General features: G+C 64.9%; 16 protein-coding genes. 12 read left to right on the top strand and 4 right to left on the bottom strand.

Features of this window, described 5'->3' with window-relative positions; translation table 11 throughout:
* The first annotated feature begins 10 nt into the window (after positions 1-10).
* Genes AWB79_RS34895 through AWB79_RS34880 form a run of 4 tightly spaced genes read left to right on the top strand, consistent with a single transcriptional unit; the run spans position 11 to position 4,343 of the window.
* On the top strand, positions 11-1,339 hold the full coding sequence (locus tag AWB79_RS34895; RefSeq protein WP_061172022.1) for an MFS transporter: 1,329 nt from the start codon (positions 11-13) through the stop codon (positions 1,337-1,339).
* A 41-nt stretch (positions 1,340-1,380) separates the two neighbouring features.
* Positions 1,381-2,229: a fumarylacetoacetate hydrolase family protein gene (locus tag AWB79_RS34890; protein ID WP_061172021.1), complete on the top strand. Its 849-nt coding sequence runs from the start codon at positions 1,381-1,383 to the stop codon at positions 2,227-2,229.
* Positions 2,230-2,245: 16 nt separating this feature from the next.
* Positions 2,246-3,166 carry a VOC family protein gene (locus AWB79_RS34885; protein ID WP_061172051.1) on the top strand — a complete coding sequence of 307 codons (921 nt, stop codon included), beginning with the start codon at positions 2,246-2,248 and terminating at the stop codon, positions 3,164-3,166.
* A 40-nt stretch (positions 3,167-3,206) separates the two neighbouring features.
* On the top strand, positions 3,207-4,343 hold the full coding sequence (locus AWB79_RS34880) for a porin (protein WP_061172020.1): 1,137 nt from the start codon (positions 3,207-3,209) through the stop codon (positions 4,341-4,343).
* Between the two features lie 54 nt (positions 4,344-4,397).
* On the opposite strand, the gene ttdB is transcribed toward AWB79_RS34880, so the two are convergent.
* Genes ttdB through AWB79_RS34865 form a run of 3 tightly spaced genes read right to left on the bottom strand, consistent with a single transcriptional unit; the run spans position 4,398 to position 7,251 of the window.
* Positions 4,398-5,006 (bottom strand): L(+)-tartrate dehydratase subunit beta, encoded by a 609-nt coding sequence (gene ttdB / locus AWB79_RS34875; protein ID WP_061172019.1) that lies wholly within the window; start codon positions 5,004-5,006, stop codon positions 4,398-4,400.
* Positions 5,003-5,902 carry a L(+)-tartrate dehydratase subunit alpha gene (gene ttdA / locus AWB79_RS34870; protein ID WP_061172018.1) on the bottom strand — a complete coding sequence of 300 codons (900 nt, stop codon included), beginning with the start codon at positions 5,900-5,902 and terminating at the stop codon, positions 5,003-5,005. The genes ttdB and ttdA overlap by 4 nt, the downstream gene beginning before the upstream one ends.
* Before the next feature lie 47 nt (positions 5,903-5,949).
* A complete protein-coding gene (locus AWB79_RS34865; protein ID WP_061172017.1) occupies positions 5,950-7,251 on the bottom strand; it encodes an MFS transporter in 1,302 nt (433 codons plus the stop codon).
* 143 nt (positions 7,252-7,394) lie between these two features.
* On the opposite strand from AWB79_RS34865, the gene AWB79_RS34860 reads away from it, so the two are divergent.
* Positions 7,395-8,318 (top strand): LysR family transcriptional regulator, encoded by a 924-nt coding sequence (locus AWB79_RS34860; protein WP_061172016.1) that lies wholly within the window; start codon positions 7,395-7,397, stop codon positions 8,316-8,318.
* A gap of 6 nt (positions 8,319-8,324) precedes the next feature.
* Here the strand turns inward: AWB79_RS34860 and AWB79_RS34855 are convergent, their stop codons facing one another.
* Complete coding sequence (locus tag AWB79_RS34855) at positions 8,325-9,254, bottom strand: LysR family transcriptional regulator (protein ID WP_061172015.1); 930 nt, start codon at positions 9,252-9,254, stop codon at positions 8,325-8,327.
* Between the two features lie 238 nt (positions 9,255-9,492).
* Between AWB79_RS34855 and AWB79_RS34850 the strand changes: the two genes are divergently transcribed.
* The 7 genes from AWB79_RS34850 to AWB79_RS34820 are packed head-to-tail and all read left to right on the top strand — an operon-like array spanning position 9,493 to position 17,065.
* Positions 9,493-10,920 carry an MFS transporter gene (locus AWB79_RS34850; RefSeq protein WP_061172014.1) on the top strand — a complete coding sequence of 476 codons (1,428 nt, stop codon included), beginning with the start codon at positions 9,493-9,495 and terminating at the stop codon, positions 10,918-10,920.
* Positions 10,917-11,681 carry a maleate cis-trans isomerase family protein gene (locus AWB79_RS34845; protein ID WP_063963617.1) on the top strand — a complete coding sequence of 255 codons (765 nt, stop codon included), beginning with the start codon at positions 10,917-10,919 and terminating at the stop codon, positions 11,679-11,681. Before AWB79_RS34850 ends, AWB79_RS34845 begins: the two co-directional genes overlap by 4 nt.
* A 27-nt stretch (positions 11,682-11,708) precedes the next feature.
* The gene (locus AWB79_RS34840) at positions 11,709-12,908 is read left to right on the top strand and encodes a CaiB/BaiF CoA transferase family protein (RefSeq protein WP_061172012.1); all 1,200 of its coding nucleotides are present in this window, start codon (positions 11,709-11,711) and stop codon (positions 12,906-12,908) included.
* A 12-nt stretch (positions 12,909-12,920) separates the two neighbouring features.
* Positions 12,921-13,874, top strand: a complete 954-nt coding sequence (locus AWB79_RS34835; protein WP_061172011.1) for a hydroxymethylglutaryl-CoA lyase — start codon at positions 12,921-12,923, stop codon at positions 13,872-13,874.
* Between the two features lie 6 nt (positions 13,875-13,880).
* The gene (locus AWB79_RS34830; protein ID WP_082862563.1) at positions 13,881-15,875 is read left to right on the top strand and encodes an oxidoreductase; all 1,995 of its coding nucleotides are present in this window, start codon (positions 13,881-13,883) and stop codon (positions 15,873-15,875) included.
* A gap of 34 nt (positions 15,876-15,909) precedes the next feature.
* Positions 15,910-16,341, top strand: coding sequence for a GlcG/HbpS family heme-binding protein (locus AWB79_RS34825; RefSeq protein ID WP_061172009.1), 432 nt, complete (start codon positions 15,910-15,912; stop codon positions 16,339-16,341).
* Between the two features lie 49 nt (positions 16,342-16,390).
* Positions 16,391-17,065: a GntR family transcriptional regulator gene (locus AWB79_RS34820; protein WP_061172008.1), complete on the top strand. Its 675-nt coding sequence runs from the start codon at positions 16,391-16,393 to the stop codon at positions 17,063-17,065.
* The last annotated feature ends 219 nt before the right edge of the window (positions 17,066-17,284 follow it).

The raw sequence follows: 17,284 nt of genomic DNA, 5'->3' as shown, positions 1-17,284 counted from the left end.
AGACAACACCATGCAGGCGCAATCCGTTGCAGTACCGAACGCCGGCGACGAAGCGAAGACTTCGCCGCTCCAGGTGCTCACGCTCGTTCTCTGCTTTCTCGTCGTCGCGGCGGATGGCTTCGATGTCGCGTCGGTCGGCTATGTCGCGCCGTTGCTGAAGTCGGAGTGGGCGCTCACGCCCGCGCAGCTCGGACCGATCTTCGGCGCGGGACTCTTCGGCCTGACCGTCGGCAGCTTCGTGTTCGGGCCGCTAGCGGATCGCATCGGCCGCAAGCGCGTCATCACGGTCTCGCTGATCCTGTTCGGCCTGGGAAGTCTCGCGTGCGCCTATGCGCCCTCGGCGGGATGGCTCGTCGCCTTGCGCTTTCTCACCGGCGCGGGTCTTGGCGGCGCGATGCCGAACTCGATCACGCTGTCGTCAGAATTCAGCCCGGCGCGCGGCCGCGCGATGCGCGTCACGCTCATGTTCTGCGGCTTCACGCTAGGGCTCGCGGGCGGCGGCGCCGTTGCGGCGATTCTTTTGCCGAGCTTCGGATGGCAGGGCGTGTTCATCTTCGGCGGCGTGTTTCCGTTGCTGCTCGCGCCGGTGATCTGGTTGTGGCTGCCCGAATCGATCCGCTTCATGGCCGGCAAGCCGCGCTACGCGAAAGAAGCGCGCCGGGTGATGGAGCGCCTGACCGGCGACGCGAACACGCCGTTCGAAGCCGTCGCGCCGGACGACGCGACGCGCGGCACCGCCCCCGAGAGCATCGTCGGCACGCTGTTCTCGGCGCGCTACCGCACCGGCACGCTGCTGCTCTGGCTCGCGTTCTTCTGCACGCTGTGGGTCTATTACCAGGTCAGCAGCTGGCTGCCGACGGTCATCACGAGCGCGGGTATCGACGCATCGCATGCGGCCCGCGTCGGCGCGATGCTGCCGCTCGGCGGCACCCTGGGCTCGCTCGTCAACGCGCGTCTGATGGATCGCATGAATCCGTTCTTCGTGCTGTCCGGCTCGTACGCGATCGCGGCGGTTTCCATTGCGCTGATCGGCCTGGCGATCGGCGAACCGGTGCTCGTCTATCTCACCGTATTCATGGCGGGCTTCGGGCTGTCCGGCGCGCAGACCGGCGCGAACGTGCTGGTCGCGGGCTTCTATACGACAGCGGCGCGCGCCACGGGCGTGAGCTGGGCGCTCGGCGTGGGGCGCGTCGGCTCGATCATCGGCTCGATGACGGGCGGCGTCCTGCTCGTCACGTTTCATTCGCTGACGGCGGCGTTCGCGGTGTTCGCAGCTCCGGTCGTCGTCGCGGGACTGGCGATGCTCGCGAACGGCTGGGTGTATCGCTCGCGCGCCTGAAGGCGCCGATCCAATCAATCTCAATCCACAAGGAAGAAAACATGCGGTTCGTGAATTTCATGAAGGACGGACGCGCGACGCTCGGCGTGCGCGATGGCGACGATGTGCGCGTGCTCGGCCACGAGTCTCTCGAAGCGGTGCTGGCGCGCGGCGTCGATCTGCACGAATGGGCGCGCGCGCAGGCGAGCGAGGACAAGCTGCCGATGGCCGGACTGCACCTGCTGCCGCCGTTGCAGCGCCCGTCCAAGATTCTGTGCGTGGGCCTCAACTTCGCCGATCACACGAAGGAGAGCAACTACGAGCAGCCGGCCTATCCGACGCTGTTCCTGCGCGTGAACACGAGTCTCGTCGCCCACGATCAGCCGATGATTCGCCCGAGCGTGAGCGACTCGGAAGGCCTCGACTACGAGGGCGAGATCGCGGTGGTAATCGGCCGGGGCGGGCGTCATATCGCGAAGGACGACGCGCTCGGTCACGTCGCGGGCTACGCGCTCTTCAACGACGGCTCCGTGCGCGAGTATCAGTTCAAGACGCCGCAATGGACCGTCGGCAAGAACTTCGACGCGACCGGCGCGTTCGGCCCGGATCTCATCACGCCCGAGGAGCTTCCGGCGGGCATCAAGGGCCTGCTGCTGCAAACGCGCGTGAACGGCGAGATCGTGCAGTCCGCGAGCACCGACGACATGGTGTTCGACGTGGCCTCGCTCATCAGCATCATCAGCGAGGCGATCACGCTCGAACCGGGCGACGTGATCGTGGCGGGCACGCCTTCGGGCATCGGCTGGGCGCGCACGCCGAAGTTGCTGATGAAGGCCGGCGACGTGTGCGAAGTGAGCGTCGAGGGCATGGGCACGTTGCGCAACGTGATCGCGGATGAACCGTCGCGCTAAGGACACGGAGGTCGTCATGACCGGTTCGACAACGAGATCGCAAGTAGCTGTCCATTCGATCGATCACTTCGCGCTGAACGTTCCTTCGATCGATGATGCGGCGCGCTTCTTCACGGCGTTCGGACTCGATGTTTCACATGCGAAGGATGAAGCGCTCGAACTGCGCGCCGCCGATGGCTGGCGCTGGGCGCGCGTGCTTCCTTCGACGCGCAGATCGCTCGCGTATCTGAGCTTCAACTGCTTCGAGCAGGACTTCGATGCGCTGCGTGCCCAAGCCGAAGCTGCCGGTGCGCGCTTCGTCCCGGAAGACGGCGCCGGATTCTGGTTCCACGATCCGGACGGCAATCTGATTCAGGTGAAGGCGGGGACGAAGACGAGTCCGTCATCGAAGAAGCGGCATGCAATCGAAGGCGCACCCGCCGATACACGCGGCAACTGCACGCGCTCCGCAGTGATGAAGGTCACGCCGAACCGGCTCTCGCATGTGCTGCTGTTCTCGCCCGACGTTCTGCGCGCGCTCGCGTTCTATCGGGACGCGCTGGGCCTGCGTCTCTCCGACAAGTCGCTCGACATCATCGCGTTCACGCACGCGCCACATGGCAGCGACCATCATCTGCTCGCGTTCGCCAAGAGCAGCGCGCGCGGCTGGCATCACGCCGCGTGGGACGTGGACGATGTGAATCGCGTGGGCGAGGGCGGCGCGCAAATGGCCGCCGCCGGGTACGCGAAAGGCTGGGGCACGGGGCGGCACGTGCTCGGCTCGAACTACTTCCACTACGTCGAAGATCCGTGGGGCTCGTTCTGCGAGTACTCGGCGGATATCGATTTCGTTTCGGCGGGGCATGCATGGCCTGCGGGCGATTTCGCGCCGGAAGACTCGCTCTATCTGTGGGGCCCGCCCGTGCCCGACAACTTCATACGCAATACCGAGGCATGACGCGCCTCGCATAACGACAAAACGAAACAAGGACGGAGACATGAAACACAAGCTGATGACAGCAGCGGGTGCGCTCGCGCTCAGCTGCGGCGCGCACGCACAAAGCAGCGTCACGCTGTACGGGATTCTCGATACCGGCATCGAACTCGTCACGCACGCCGGACCGACGGACGACAAGGTCGTGCGCATGCCTGGCATCACGGGCTCGGTGCCGTCGCGCTGGGGCTTGCGCGGCACCGAGGACCTGGGCGGCGGCTATGCGGCGATCTTCACGCTGGAGAACGGCTTCAACGTGCGCTCCGGCGACATCAATCAGGGCGGTCGTCTATTCGGACGGCAGGCGTGGGTCGGTCTGTCGAGCCGCTTCGGCACGCTCACCTTCGGGCGGCAATACACGATGTCGTACTGGGCGATCGTCGATGCCGATCAGCTCGGCCCCGACATCTACGGCGGCGTGGGCTCGATCGATGCGTATATCCCGAACGCGCGCAGCGACAACACCGTCGCGTGGAAGGGCACGTTCAGCGGCGTCACGGCGGGCGCGACGTATGCGTTCGGACGCGATTCCGCAGGCACAGGCAACTCGCCGGGACAGGGCACCTGCGCGGGCGCGATTCCCGGCGACTACAACGCGTGCAAGCAATGGTCGGTGTTGCTGCGTTACGACGCGAGCGCGTTCGGCGTCGCGGCATCGTACGACGAGCAGCGCGGCGGACCGGGAGCGGCGGCCAACATCTTCAACGGCCTCGCGCCGATTCCGCTTACCAACAGCGGAGACAAGGACGCGCGCACGCAACTGAACGGCTATTTCAAGGTGGGGCAACTGAAGGTGGGCGGCGGCTGGCTCGGGCGGCGCGTGCAGACCGTGTCGCCCGGACTCGCCGACGTGCGCACCGACATCTACTTTCTGACGGGCACGTACTACGTGACGCCGACCATCGTGCTCGATGGCGGCGTGTATCGCACCATCGATTCGGATCAGGACACGCGCGCGACGCTCACCGCATTGCGCGGCACGTATCTGCTGTCCAAGCGCACGGCCGTCTATCTGCAGAGCGGCTATATCTTCAACAGCGCGAAGGCGCGCTACACGCTGAGTCAGGGCGGCCCCGGCACCACGCCCAACGCGGGCGTGAGTCAGCTCGGCGTGATGGCCGGTATCCGGCATGCGTTCTGATGCGGTCGCGGCGGAGCGGCGCATCATGCAGCGCCGTTCCGCCGTTTAGACCGCTTACTTGATGAAGCTCAGTTCCTTGCTGATCTTCTCCAGGATCGGCTTCTTGCGATCGTTGAAGACCGTCTTGTTATCCTGAATCAGATTGTTGCCCTTGGTGTCGATCGAGATGATGAGCGGTCCGAACTCCTTCACGCGATTGATCCACAGCGTTTCCGGCATGCCAAGATCCTGCCATTCCGCGCCTTCGATCTCCTCGACGAGCGTCGCGGCGAGCACGGCGCATCCGCCGGGAAAGATCGCGTGAACGGCCTTGTGCTCCATGCAGCCGGCCGCCGTTTCCGGACCCATGCCGCCTTTGCCGACGATCAGCTTCACACCCGTCTGCTCGATGAACTCGCGCTCGAACTTCTCCATGCGCATACTCGTCGTCGGACCGATGGAGACCATCTCGAAGTTGCCGTCGTCCTTCTTGCGCACGATGGGACCAGCATGAAAGATCGCGCCGCCGTTCAGATCGACCGGGAGCTCGCGTCCCTGCTCGATCAGTCTGCGGTGCGCGACGTCGCGGCACGTCACCAGCCGTCCCGTCAGATAGACGACATCGCCAACTTTCAGGTCCTCGAGGTCTTCGCTCTTGATGGGCGTAGTCAGAATCTTTTTCACAGCACCACTCCTTCGTGCGAGAGGATTTCGTAGGACATGTCGGCGTTGATGCGGATCTTGCCGCGTCGATGCGCCCAGCATCCGGTGTTGATGGCGACGCCGATCGTCGAAGGATGACGCGCGGACGATTCGATGTTCACGCCCATCACGCTGTTATTGCCCGTCAGACCTTGCGGGCCGATGCCCACTTCGTTGAGACCTTGTTCGAGCAGGTCTTCCATGAGCGCGGCGCGCGGGTTCGAGCTTTTGGAATCCACCGGACGCAGGATCGCGAGCTTCGAAAGACGCGCGGCGGTTTCCACCGAAGTCGATACACCGACGCCGACGAGCAGCGGCGGACACGCGTTGACGCCGCGCTCGGTAATCACATCCATCACGAATTCAGCGACGCCTTCGTATCCCTGACCCGGCATCAGAACCTTCGCCGCGCCCGGCAGCGTGCAGCCGCCGCCGGCCATGTACACGTCGATGGTGCAGCTGTCCTTTTCGGGAACGATGCGCCAGTCGAGCCACGGAATCTGCGTGCCGGTGTTGGTGCCGGTGTTCTTTTCATCGAACGTTTCGACCGCGTTGTGGCGCAGCGGGCCGAGCTTGGTCGCGCCGGCGGTCGCTTCCTGAAGGATTTCCTCGAGTTCGCCGAGCAGCGGAAAGTTCGCGCCCGCTTCGACGAAATACTGGATCACGCCCGTGTCCTGGCAGCTCGGACGATTCAGCTTGTCGGCTGCTTCCTGGTTGCTGTGCATCGAGTCATAAACCGACTTGGCCAGCGGATTCGTTTCCAGCGTGCGCAGTTCAGCGAGCTTGGCCTTGACGTCCTTGGGCAGACGCTTGCCGATATACGCGGTGAACTTCGCCATGGTGTCCGTCACGGACTGGATGGCTGCTTCCTTTTCCATCTTGCATTCCTCTACGACGTATTGAGTGGGGGACGGTCTTGTGTCTTTCAGTGCGCGGCTGCGTTGCCGGCGGAAACCGGCGTTCTTTGCGAACGGGCGAGCAGCAGGGTGAGAACAGCGGACATCACGAGAAGGCCGGCGACGAAGTAGAGTCCGCCCGAATAGCTGCCGGTCGATTCCTTGATCCAGCCGATCACAGCAGGCCCGGCGAAGCCGCCCAGATTGCCGATCGAATTGATGGTCGCGATGCCCGTGGCGGCGGCGGCGCCCGAGAGGAACATCGTCGGCATGGTCCAGAGCGGCGGCTTGGCGCAACTGATGCCGATATTCACGAGCGTCAGCGCCGCGATCAGGCCGACCACGCTGCCCGCCATCGCCGCGACGATGAGACCGATGGCGGCGGCCACGCATGCCAGAACGACGTGCCAGGTGCGCTCGCCGGTGCGATCCGAGTGACGCGACCAGATGACCATCGCGACGACGGAGACGATGGGCGGAATCGCATTGAGGAGGCCGACCGTCATCGACGAGACGCCCAGGTGCTTGATGATCTGCGGCGCCCAGATGCCGAGCGTGTACAAACCGGCCGAGGTGCCGAAGTAGATCAGCGACAGCGCGAGCACGCGGGGATTGGCCAGCCCGCTGATGATGCCGTGCTTGGCGCCGGTGGCGCGGCCCGCCGCTTCCGCATTCATGACGCCGACGAGCCAGGCGCGTTCGTCGTCTTGCAGCCACTTGGCCTTTTCAGGCTTGTCGGTCATGTAGAAGAAGACCACGACGCCGAGAATCAGGGCCGGCACCGCTTCGATGACGAACAGCCACTGCCAGCCGTGCAGGCCCATCACGCCGTTCATCTCCAGCAAAGCGGCGGAAAGCGGCGAGCCGAGCGCGGTCGAAATCGGCGCGGCGGCCATGAAGAAGGCCGTCACGCTGGCGCGATGCCGCGCGGGAAACCAGTAGCTGAGATAGAGAATGATGCCGGGGAAGAAACCGGCTTCGGCCGCGCCGAGCAGGAAGCGGACGATGTAGAAGCTGGTCGGCCCTTTGACGAAGGCCATGCACGCGGAAATGATGCCCCACGTCACCATGACTCGGGCGATCCACATGCGCGCGCCGACCTTGTGCAGCACGATATTGGAGGGCACTTCGAACAGAAAGTAGCCCCAGAAGAAGATGCCGGCGCCGAAGCCGAGAATCGATGCGGTGAAGCCGAGATCGGTTTTCATCGTGAGCGACGCGAAGCCGATGTTGACCCGGTCGATGTACGCGATGAAATACAGCAGCATGATGAATGGCACGATGCGCCAGCTGACCTTGCGCAGGGTGCGCTTCTCCAGGTCCATTTCCATGGAATGTCTCCAGTTCCAAAAACAGGTGTCGAAACCGTCTGATGCGGCTTTGGGCTTTACGTGAGCCTGGAACGAAGGTTAAAACCGTTGGAAACGCGTATGAATCGACCTAAACTTAAAACATCATTGCAAAAAAATCACGAATGAGCACGGACTCGGAACTGGGTTTCTTCTGCCTGCTGGTCAAGCAAGGCAGCCTCGCCGCCACCGCGCGGGAGCTGAACCTCACGCCTCCGGCGGTCTCGCGGCGGCTTTCCTCGCTCGAAGACCGGCTGGGCGTGCGCCTGCTCAACCGGACGACGCGGCGCATCAGCCTGACGAGCGAAGGCGAGGTGTATTTCGCGAATGCGCAGCGCATCCTGAGCGATATCGACGACATGGAGCAGCTCGTTTCGAGCAGCCGGGCGGCGCCGAAGGGCTTGTTGCGGGTGAACGCGCCGCTGGGCTTCGGCCGGTCGTATATCGGGCCGGCCATTTCGGAATTCAGCGAGGCGTATCCCGATGTCGAGGTGCAATTACATCTGACGGATCGGCCGATCAGTCTGCCGGACGAGAGCATCGACGTTTCCGTGCGCTTCGGCGAAATGCCGGATTCGCGTCTGATAGCCAAGAAGATCGCGTCGAACCGGCGTCTGCTGGTGGCGTCGCCGGGTTATTTGCGAACGGCGGGCGAGCCGGTTCATCCGCACGATCTGACGTCGCATCAGTGCATCGTGCTGCGCCAGAACGAGGCCGCTTACGGAAACTGGCGTTTGAGCCGAGGCGGGCGCACGGAAACGGTGAAGGTCCACGGCAAGCTCAGCACCAACGACGGCGAAGTGGCGCTGAACTGGGCTCTCGAAGGTCACGGCGTGCTCATGCGCGCCGAATGGGATATCGCGAAATATCTGCGCAGTGGGCGGCTGGTGCAGGTGCTGGGCGAGTACGACACGCCGCCCGCCGATATCTACGCGGTCTATCCCGAACGGCTGAATCTGTCGGCGAAAGTGGCGGTTTTCGTCGAGCATCTGCGCGGCTATCTGGGCCAGCATGCGGATGGGCCCGCGCCGGTCGGCTCGCCGTGGTAGCCAGGTTCATCGAACGATTTCGTTCACCTCGCCCGCCAGTTCTTCCGCGATGAAATCCACGAACGAACGGATGCGATTCGACATCTGATGGCGCGGCGAATACACCGCGAAGATGTCGGCGTTTGGCGTTTCGTGATCGGGGAGCAAGCGCACGAGCGAGCCATCGGCGAGATAGGGCTTGAGATCCCATTCGGCGCGCATCAGGATGCCGTGGCCTTCCAGCGCCCATTTGACGGCGATCTCGCCATCGTTCGTCGTGAGCGTGCCGTTGATTCTCACCGCCTCCGTCTTGCGCGCCGCGCCTCGTCCGGATGTCAGACGCCACACGCCATAGGCTTCGTCGCCCTGACGTATGCCGATGCAGTTATGCCGCGTCAGATCGTGCGCGACGAGCGGCATGCCGTGCGCTTCGATATACGAAGGCGCGGCGCATAAAAGACGCCGGTTGGCGGCCAGACGCCGCGCGATGACCCGCGTGTCGGGCGGCTCGCCGAAGCGGATGCAGACGTCGAATTTATCGTCGGTCAGGGGCGGCGGCGTCACCGACAACTGGAGCTGCACGGAAACCTGCGGATAGCGCCGGCTGAATCGGGAGATCAGCGGCGCGACGTGACTGCGCCCGAAGCCGAGCGTCGCATTGACGCGCAGCAGACCTTTCGGAGTCTGTTTCGCGGAGCCGAGGAGTTCGGAGAGCACGTCGATTTCGTCGAGAATGCGGCGCGCGTGTTCGAGGTAAAGCTCGCCTTCCGGCGTGAGCATCATCCGGCGCGTGGTGCGATTGACGAGCGCCACGCCCGCGCGCGCCTCCATCTGCGACAAGCGCTTGCTGACAGCGGCGGCCGTGAGTCCGAGTTCACGCGCGGCCGCACTCAGGCTGCCAGCGGCGGACAGCGTGGAGAAGAAGCTGAGGTCGGCCGGCTGGACGGCATCGGACATCGGGATTCGTGAATTCAGGTTAAAGATGCGTCGAGTCTAGCACCGCGTCGGAGCGCCGTTTTCGGATGTCTGAAATGTGTACAAATTCTAGGTGAATTCCCGATGATTCTATGAAATAGTGTTCGTCATCACGAAAAATTGTGTACATTTTCATCGTCCGAGACTCGATGGAAGCGCATCGCGACCAGCCATCGAGCATGACCCGGGCGGCTAAAAACACAATGGCGGAGACAGCGAAATGACGACGCAAAGTGTCATGGCGGGACCGAGACTCGACCGGATGCCGCTATGCGGCTTCCACACCCGGATGCTGTGGCTCGTGGGTGGCGGTCTGTTTCTCGATGGATTCGATGTCTATCTGGCGGGCGGCGTGCTCGGCTCGCTGCTGAAAAGCGGCTGGTCCACGCTGGCGATGAACGCGTTCTTCGTCACGGCGACTTTCGCCGGCATGGTGGTCGGCGCGTTCATGTCGGGCGTGCTCGGCGACCGCTACGGCCGGCGTTTCTCGTATCAGGTGAATCTGGCGATCTTCGGCGTGGCGTCGATCGCGGGCGCGTTCGCGCCGTCGATGGAATGGCTCATCTTCTTCCGCCTCATCATGGGCGTCGGGCTCGGCGCGGAACTGGCGATCGGCTTCGCGACGCTCAGCGAGTTCGTCCCGGCGGGCAAGCGCGGCCGCTGGATCGCGCTGCTCGCGCTGATCGCGAATGCGTCGCTGTTCGCGTCGTCGGCGCTTGCGTGGCTCATCATTCCGAGCTTCGGCTGGCGTCCGATGTTCCTGATCGTCGGCGTGGGCGCTGCGATCATCTGGGTGCTGCGCAAGCAGATGCCGGAGTCGCCGCGCTGGCTCGAAGAGCAGGGCCGTCTCGCCGAAGCCGAAGCCGTTCTGCAAAGCATCGAGCAGGAAGCGCAGCGCGCCACCGGCAAACCGTTGCCGCCGCTCGCGCCGGCTGCCATGGCCACAGCGGCCGCCGCCGCGCCCGCGCAGAAACGTCAGTCGATCTTCGTGCTGTTCACCCCAGCCGTGATCCGCCGCACCTTCCTCGGCGCGACCTTCAGCGTGGTGCAGGGTTTGTCGGTGTACGGTCTGGTCGGCTGGCTGCCGAGCTTCTTCGTCAAGGAAGGCGTGAGCGTGGCGTCGTCGCTCGGCTATACGACCGTGATGAGCCTCGGCGGCCCGTTGGGCGCGCTGATCGGCTTCATGTTGTCGGACCGCGTAGGACGCCGTCCGCTGATGGTCGGGGCTTCCGCGTTCACCGCGCTGTGCGCGTTCGTCTATCCGCTCACCGTGCACAACACGCCGCTGCTGCTCGTCGTCGGCCTGCTTCTGGTGGCGTCGATCTTCGTCTGGCTCACGATCGGCTACACGCTGCAGACCGAGCTCTTCGCGACCGAGTACCGTCTGCGCGGCACGGGCTTCTGCCAGACGATGGGCCGTCTCGTCACCGCCTTCGTGCAGTTCATCGTGGTGGCGCTCTTCACGTGGGGCGGCGTGACGGCCGTGATCACGTCGCTGGCGGGCGTGCTGGTCGTGCAGGCGCTGATCTTCCTCGTCGCGGGCATCGAAACCAAGAAGAAGCCGCTCGAAGCGCTGACGCCCGAGGCCGCCGACAACGCCGCTTTCACGCACGACATGGCGCTGAACGCGGAGGGCAAGACGCGATGAGAGACTTCCTCGGCTCGCGCTGCATGTTCGGCATCCCGACGCCCTCGGTCAACACCTGCGTGCAGCCCGAATGCGACGAGATGCGTCCGGCGGGCGTGACGAATCACATCGCGCGGATGCATGTTCCGGATCTGGCCGTGCGCTCCGACGAAGATTTCGAGCGCGGCATCGAGGCGCTGTTCGGCGCGCTCGACAACGCCGTCGATCAGGTGATGACCTGCGGCCCCGACCATCTGATTCTCGGCATTTCGGCGCTTGCGATCTGGGGCGGCAGCCGGGAGAAGTCGGACGCGTTGAAGGCGCGCATCGCGGCTCGGGCGGGCGCAGCCGATCGCAATATCGGTGTGACGCTCGCGTCCGACGCCGTGCTCGAAGCGCTCGCCGCGCACGGCGTGAAGCGGCGCATCGCGATCGTCGAGCCGTATTACCCGGTCATTCAGAAACACCTCGAAGCCTTCTTCGGCGAGGCCGGTTTCGACGTCGTCAAATTCAATCATCTGCAGGGCAAGCAGTTCACCGGCTACACGAAAGTGAGCGCGCAATACCTGGTCGACGCCCTGCGCGACACCGACACGCCCGACGCCGAAGCGATCGTGCAGTTCGGCGCGAACCTGCCGATGGCCTCGCTCGCCGATGAAGCCGAGCGCTGGCTCGGCAAGCCGGTGATCGCGGTGAATATCGCGAACTACTGGCATGCGCTGCGCCACAACGGCATCGACGACCGCGTGCGGGGCTGGTCGAAGCTCATGTCGCAGTTCTAAAACCAACATCGAATACAGGACGAACGCATGAAAGCGCTTTCGAATATCGTGATGCTCGACTTCACGCACATGCTGTCGGGCCCTTACGGGACGATGCTGCTCGCCGACCTGGGCGCGCAGACCATCAAGATCGAGCCGCCGGGCGCGGGCGAGGGCACGCGGCGGCTGCTCGCGAACGACCCCGATCATTCGATCGACGGCATGGGCGCGTACTTTCTCACGCTCAACCGCAACAAGCGCAGCGTGTGCATCGACCTGAAAACGGAGCGCGGCCGCGCGCTGCTGCTCGAACTCGTGCGTCAGGTCGATGTCGTGTTCGACAACTTCAGCAGCGGCGTGATGACGCGTCTCGGCCTCGGCCACGAGGAACTCGCGAAGATCAATCCGCGCATCGTGACGTGCTCGGTGACCGGCTTCGGCGAAAGCGGCCCGGCGCAGCATCGGCCGGCGTTCGATCTCGTCGCGCAGGGCATGGGCGGCGGCATGTCGATCACGGGCGAAGAAGGCGGACGGCCGATTCGAGCGGGCATTCCGATCGGCGATCTCGGCGGCGGGCTGTTCGGCGCGATCGGCGTGCTCGCCGCGCTGATGGCGCGCCACGAAACCGGGCGCGGCCAGCACGTCGATATCTCGATGCTCGACTGCCAGGTGTCGATGCTCAACTACATGGCGACCATGTACGCGATGTCAGGCAAGAACCCCGAGCCGCTCGGCAATCGCCATTTCGTGCACGTGCCTTACGATGCGTTCCGCACCTCGACGCGTCATGTGATCGTCGCGGTGCTGACCGACAAGTTCTGGGAGTCGCTGATCGAGCTGCTCGACATCGAGGAACTGCACGATCCCGTCTACAAGAGTCAGCCGGGCCGCTATGCCGCGCGCGAACGCATCAACGCGCTGGTGCAGCAGAAGTTCGAAACGAATACGTGCGAGTACTGGCTGGAGCAGCTTTCCGCGCGGCGCATTCCGTGCGCACCGGTGAACGATTTCGAGCACGTCTTGAGCGATGCGCAGATCCGCAGCCGCAGCATGTTCGTGCCGGTGCGCGCGCCCGATGGCCGCATGGTCGAGATGCCCGGCAATCCGGTGAAGCTCTCGGAAACGCACGAGGACAGCTATACGCCGCCGCCGACGATCGGCGAGCACACCGCCGAAGTGCTGTCGCAGTTCCTCAAACTGAGCGAGGCCGATCTGGCCGCGCTCGCCCGCGAAGGCGTCATTCAGTGAGGTGAAGCATCCATGCCGGAAACGATCCGCATCACCGAAGTCGGCCTGCGCGACGGCTTGCAGAATCAGCCGGTCGCGGTGCCGGTCGAGGGCAAGCTCGCATTGCTCGAAGCGCTCATCGAAGCGGGCGTGCGTCATGTCGAGTTGACGAGTTTCGTGCGCCCCGACGCCGTGCCGCAACTCGCCGATGCCGCGCAACTCGTCGATGCCGCCGCGCGCAGCGGCCTCACCGCGCGGCTCGACGACTGCATGGCGCTGGTCCCGAACATGAAGGGCTACGAGCGCGCGCATGCGGCCGGCGTGAAGTCGGTGGCGCTGGTGCTCGCGGTATCGGAGACGCTCAACGTTCGGAACATCAACATGACGCTCGCGCAGGCGACCGACATCTGCGAAACCGTCACGCGCCGCGCCGCCGATGACGGCGTGCGCGTGCGCGTCTATCTCGCGGCCGCGATGGGCTGTCCGTTCGACGGCCCGAGCCCGCCCGCGCGCGTGCACGCGCTCGCCGCGCGCATGATCGATGCGGGCGCGCACGCCATCGCGGTGGCGGACACCATCGGGGCGGGGCATCCGAAAGACGTGCCCGCGCTGTTCGAGCCGCTCTTGCGCGCGCATGGCGACGCGCGCATCGCGGCGCATTTTCACGACACGCGCGGTCTTGGGACGGCGCTCGCGTGGCAGGCGGCGCTCTCCGGCGTGCGTCAGTTCGATGCATCGATCGGCGGCTTGGGCGGATGTCCGTTCGCGCCGGGCGCATCCGGCAATGTCGCGACGGAAGACCTCGCGTTCCTGTTCGAACAGGCGGGCTTTGCGACGGGCATCGACATCGACCGCCTGCTCGATGTGCTCGATACTGTCGAGGCGCTGCTCGGCGCGCGGCATCAGGGACGCGTCGCGGCGTGGCTTGCGAACCAGCGCAGGAAGCGCCGCGAGCAGGCCGCTCCGATCAACGCTCTTTCTTCCTGAACGCTCATGACGAACCCAGGATTCTCTTCTCCACTGGCCGAGCCGTTCGTGCTGCCGGGCGGCACGCGGCTGCGCAACCGCGTCGTGCATGCGTCGATGAGCACGTTCATGTCCGACGACTCGTACGTCACCGACCGCCTGATCCGCTACTTCGCGAATCGCGCGCAGGGCGGCGCGGGCGCGGTCGTGACCGAGCCGCTTTCGATGGCGCGGCATCAGCGCGTGTGGGACCGCGTGCGCGTCTGGAACGACGACAACCTCGACGGCCTCACGCGCTGGGCCGAAGCTGTCGAGCGTTACGACTCGCGCCTCTTCGGCCAGATTCAGGACCCGGGGCGTGCGCGTCACGAATCGGGGCGCAGCTTCAACGCGATCGGACCGTCGCGTCTCGCCGACGATCTGAGCTGGTCGATGCCGCGCGAACTCTCGGCGGGCGAAATCCGCGAGCTGATCGACGATTTCGCGGCTTCATCGGCGCGACTGCATCGATGCGGGTTTGCGGGCGTCGAATTCTCGGCGGGGCACGGGCATCTGTTCCATCAGTTCCTGTCGCCGCAATCGAACGTTCGCGCCGACGAATTCGGCGGCGACTGGGACGGCCGCACGCGTTTTCTGCGCGAGCTGATCGAGGCGATTCGCGCGCGCTGTCCGCGTCACTTCGCGATCGGCCTGAAGCTGCCTGGCGACGATGGCGTGCCCGGCGGCATCGGCCCCGACGAAGCCGCGCTCGTCACGTCTATGCTGACGCGCTCCGGCGATGTCGATTACGTCTGCTTCGCGCAGGGCTCGCACGCGCGCTCGCTGGAGATGCACGTGCCCGACCGCTTCGGCGAGCGCGTGCCGTACACCGGTCTGATCCGGCGTCTGCGCGAAGCCGCCAACGGCGTGCCGGTGATGGCGCTCGGACGCATCACCGATCCCGCCGAAGCTGAAGCGATTCTCGAACGCGGCGACGCCGAGCTGATCGGCCTCGGGCGCACGCTCGTCGCCGACCCGGCGTGGCTCGACAAGGCGCTCGCGGGCCGCGCGCACGACATCCGCTACTGCGTGTCGTGCAATACGTGCTGGGACACGATCATCACGTACAACCGGCCGATCGCCTGCATCAACAATCCGCGCGTGGCCGAGCCCGACGAGGTCGATTTCATGCCGCCTCGCGCGCCGGAGAAGAAGCGCGTCGCGGTGGTCGGCGCGGGCGTCGCGGGGCTCGAAGCGGCGTGGGTGGCGGCGGCGCGCGGGCACGACGTGATCGTGTTCGGCGCAAGCGGCGAGCCGGGCGGCAAAGCGCATTTGCGCTCGCATCTGCCGGGCGGCGAGACGATCACGAGCGTGTACGACTATCAGGTCGTGGCGGCGCAGCGCGCGGGCGCGCGCTTCGAGCTGGGCCTCCGCGCGGGCATCGACGAGATTCGCGAATTCAAGCCCGACGAAGTGATTCTCGCGACGGGCGCGACGCATAGCGTGCCGTCGTGGGTGCCCGCGGAATATGCCGAAAGCGGCCTGATTCCCGACATCAACACGGCGATGGCCGAGCTGCTGCGTCATCCGTCGCGCCAGCCGGGCAGCGCGGTGATCTTCGACATGGATCAGGGCGAAGGCACCTACGCCGCCGCCGAAATGCTGGCGACCATCTTCGATCGCGTCGCGATCATCACGCCGCGCGAAGCGATCGCGCAGGAGGTCGCGCTGGTCACGCGGCAAGGCTTTTTGCGGCGGCTCGCGCTCGCGCGCGTGCAGGTGCTGACGTTGTGCGAGCCGGTCATCGGCGTGTCGTTCGAAGACGAGGGACGGCTCGAATACCGCAACGTCTATAGCGGCGATGCGGGCTTTATCGACGACGTCGCGTTCCTCGCCTATGCGACGCCGCGCGTGCCCGATATCTCGCTGCTCGAACCGTTGCGACAGCATGGCATTCCCACCCGGCTCGTCGGCGACTGCCGCACGGGGCGCGGCATTCTCGCCGCCACCGCTGACGGGCACGAAGCCGGCAATGCAGTCTGATCAATTCAATCACCGACCAAAGGGAGAACCACGCATGTCCTCGATTTCAACGCTCAGCATCGACGCCGCAACCGCACAGGCAGCCATCGCCGCCGCCGCTGATCACGCCCGCTCGAAGGGCTTGCTGATGTCGATCGCCGTGTGCGACAACGCCGGCTTGCTGAAGGCGTTCATGCGCATGGACGGCGCGTCGCAGATTTCGCTCGGCATCGCGCAGGACAAGGCGTACACGTCGGCCGCGACCGGCCTGCCGACGCATCGCTGGCACGACTTCATCAAGGACGATGCGCCGCTTCTGCATGGCTTCGTGCATACGCCGCGGCTGGTGGTGTTCGGCGGCGGCTTTCCGATCGTCGAGGACGGCGCGGTGATAGGGGCGATCGGGCTGAGCGGCGGCCACTATTCGCAGGACATGGAATGCGCGCGCGCGGCGCTCGCGGCGATTGGCTCCGCATCCAGCGACTAGCACGGACTAGAATGCTGCTCAGGGTAGCCAACCATCATCATCCAGCACCATGAAAAGGGCCGTCGACAAGGCTTACGAAGCGATTCGCGAAGCCATTCTTTCGCGCGAGCTGCATATCGGCGCGCAGCTGACCGAGACGGAACTCGCGGCGCAGCTCGGCGTGTCGCGCACGCCGGTGCGCGAGGCGCTGCGGCGCCTCTCCAATGACGGGCTCGTGCAGTTCACGTCGAGCCAGCGCGCGTCTGTGGCGTCGTTCGATATCGACGATGCGGTCGAGATCTTCCAGTTGCGCGCGACGCTCGAAGGCATGGTGTGTTCGATCGCGGCCACGCGCATCTCGGATGAAGAAGTCGCGCTGCTCGAAGGCCTCGCCGACAGCATGGAGCGTGAGGCGCGCGAGCGTGAGGACGGTTTCATCGAGCGGATATCGTCGTTGAACAGCGAGTTTCATCGACGGATTCTGGAGGCGGCCGGAACGCGGCGGCTCGCGAACGTGCTGGCGGGGATCATCGAGCTTCCCGTGGTGCTGCGCACGTTTCATCGATACGACGACAAGCAGCTTGCGCGGAGCCTCGGGCATCACCGGGAGATCATCGATAGCTTCAAGGCCGGCGATGGCGAATGGGCGCGCAGCGTGATGCAGGCGCATATCCTCGCGGCGCGGGCGAGCTATCTGAAGAGCGGAGTCGATGGCGCGGATGGCGCGACCGCGACGGCCGGTTGACCGGTAAATGTGACCCGATTAACTTTTTTAAAAAAGACGCTTGACGCCATCGAATTAGCCCCGCATAATTCGCCTCCCGTTGAATGACGGCGCGCAAGAAAGCAAGCGAAACGAATTACTCGCGAAGCAAATAACTGCGCAATGCTCTTTAAAAACTAACAGCCGATAAGTGTGGGCGCTTGATGCAAGTGCGGCTGGTTCTTCGGGATCAGCAATAGC

This window comes from Caballeronia hypogeia (assembly GCF_001544875.2).
GTDB lineage: Bacteria > Pseudomonadota > Gammaproteobacteria > Burkholderiales > Burkholderiaceae > Caballeronia > Caballeronia hypogeia.
The sequence above is the reverse complement of the archived record's forward strand: the minus strand, read 5'-3'. Positions and strand labels throughout refer to the sequence as shown.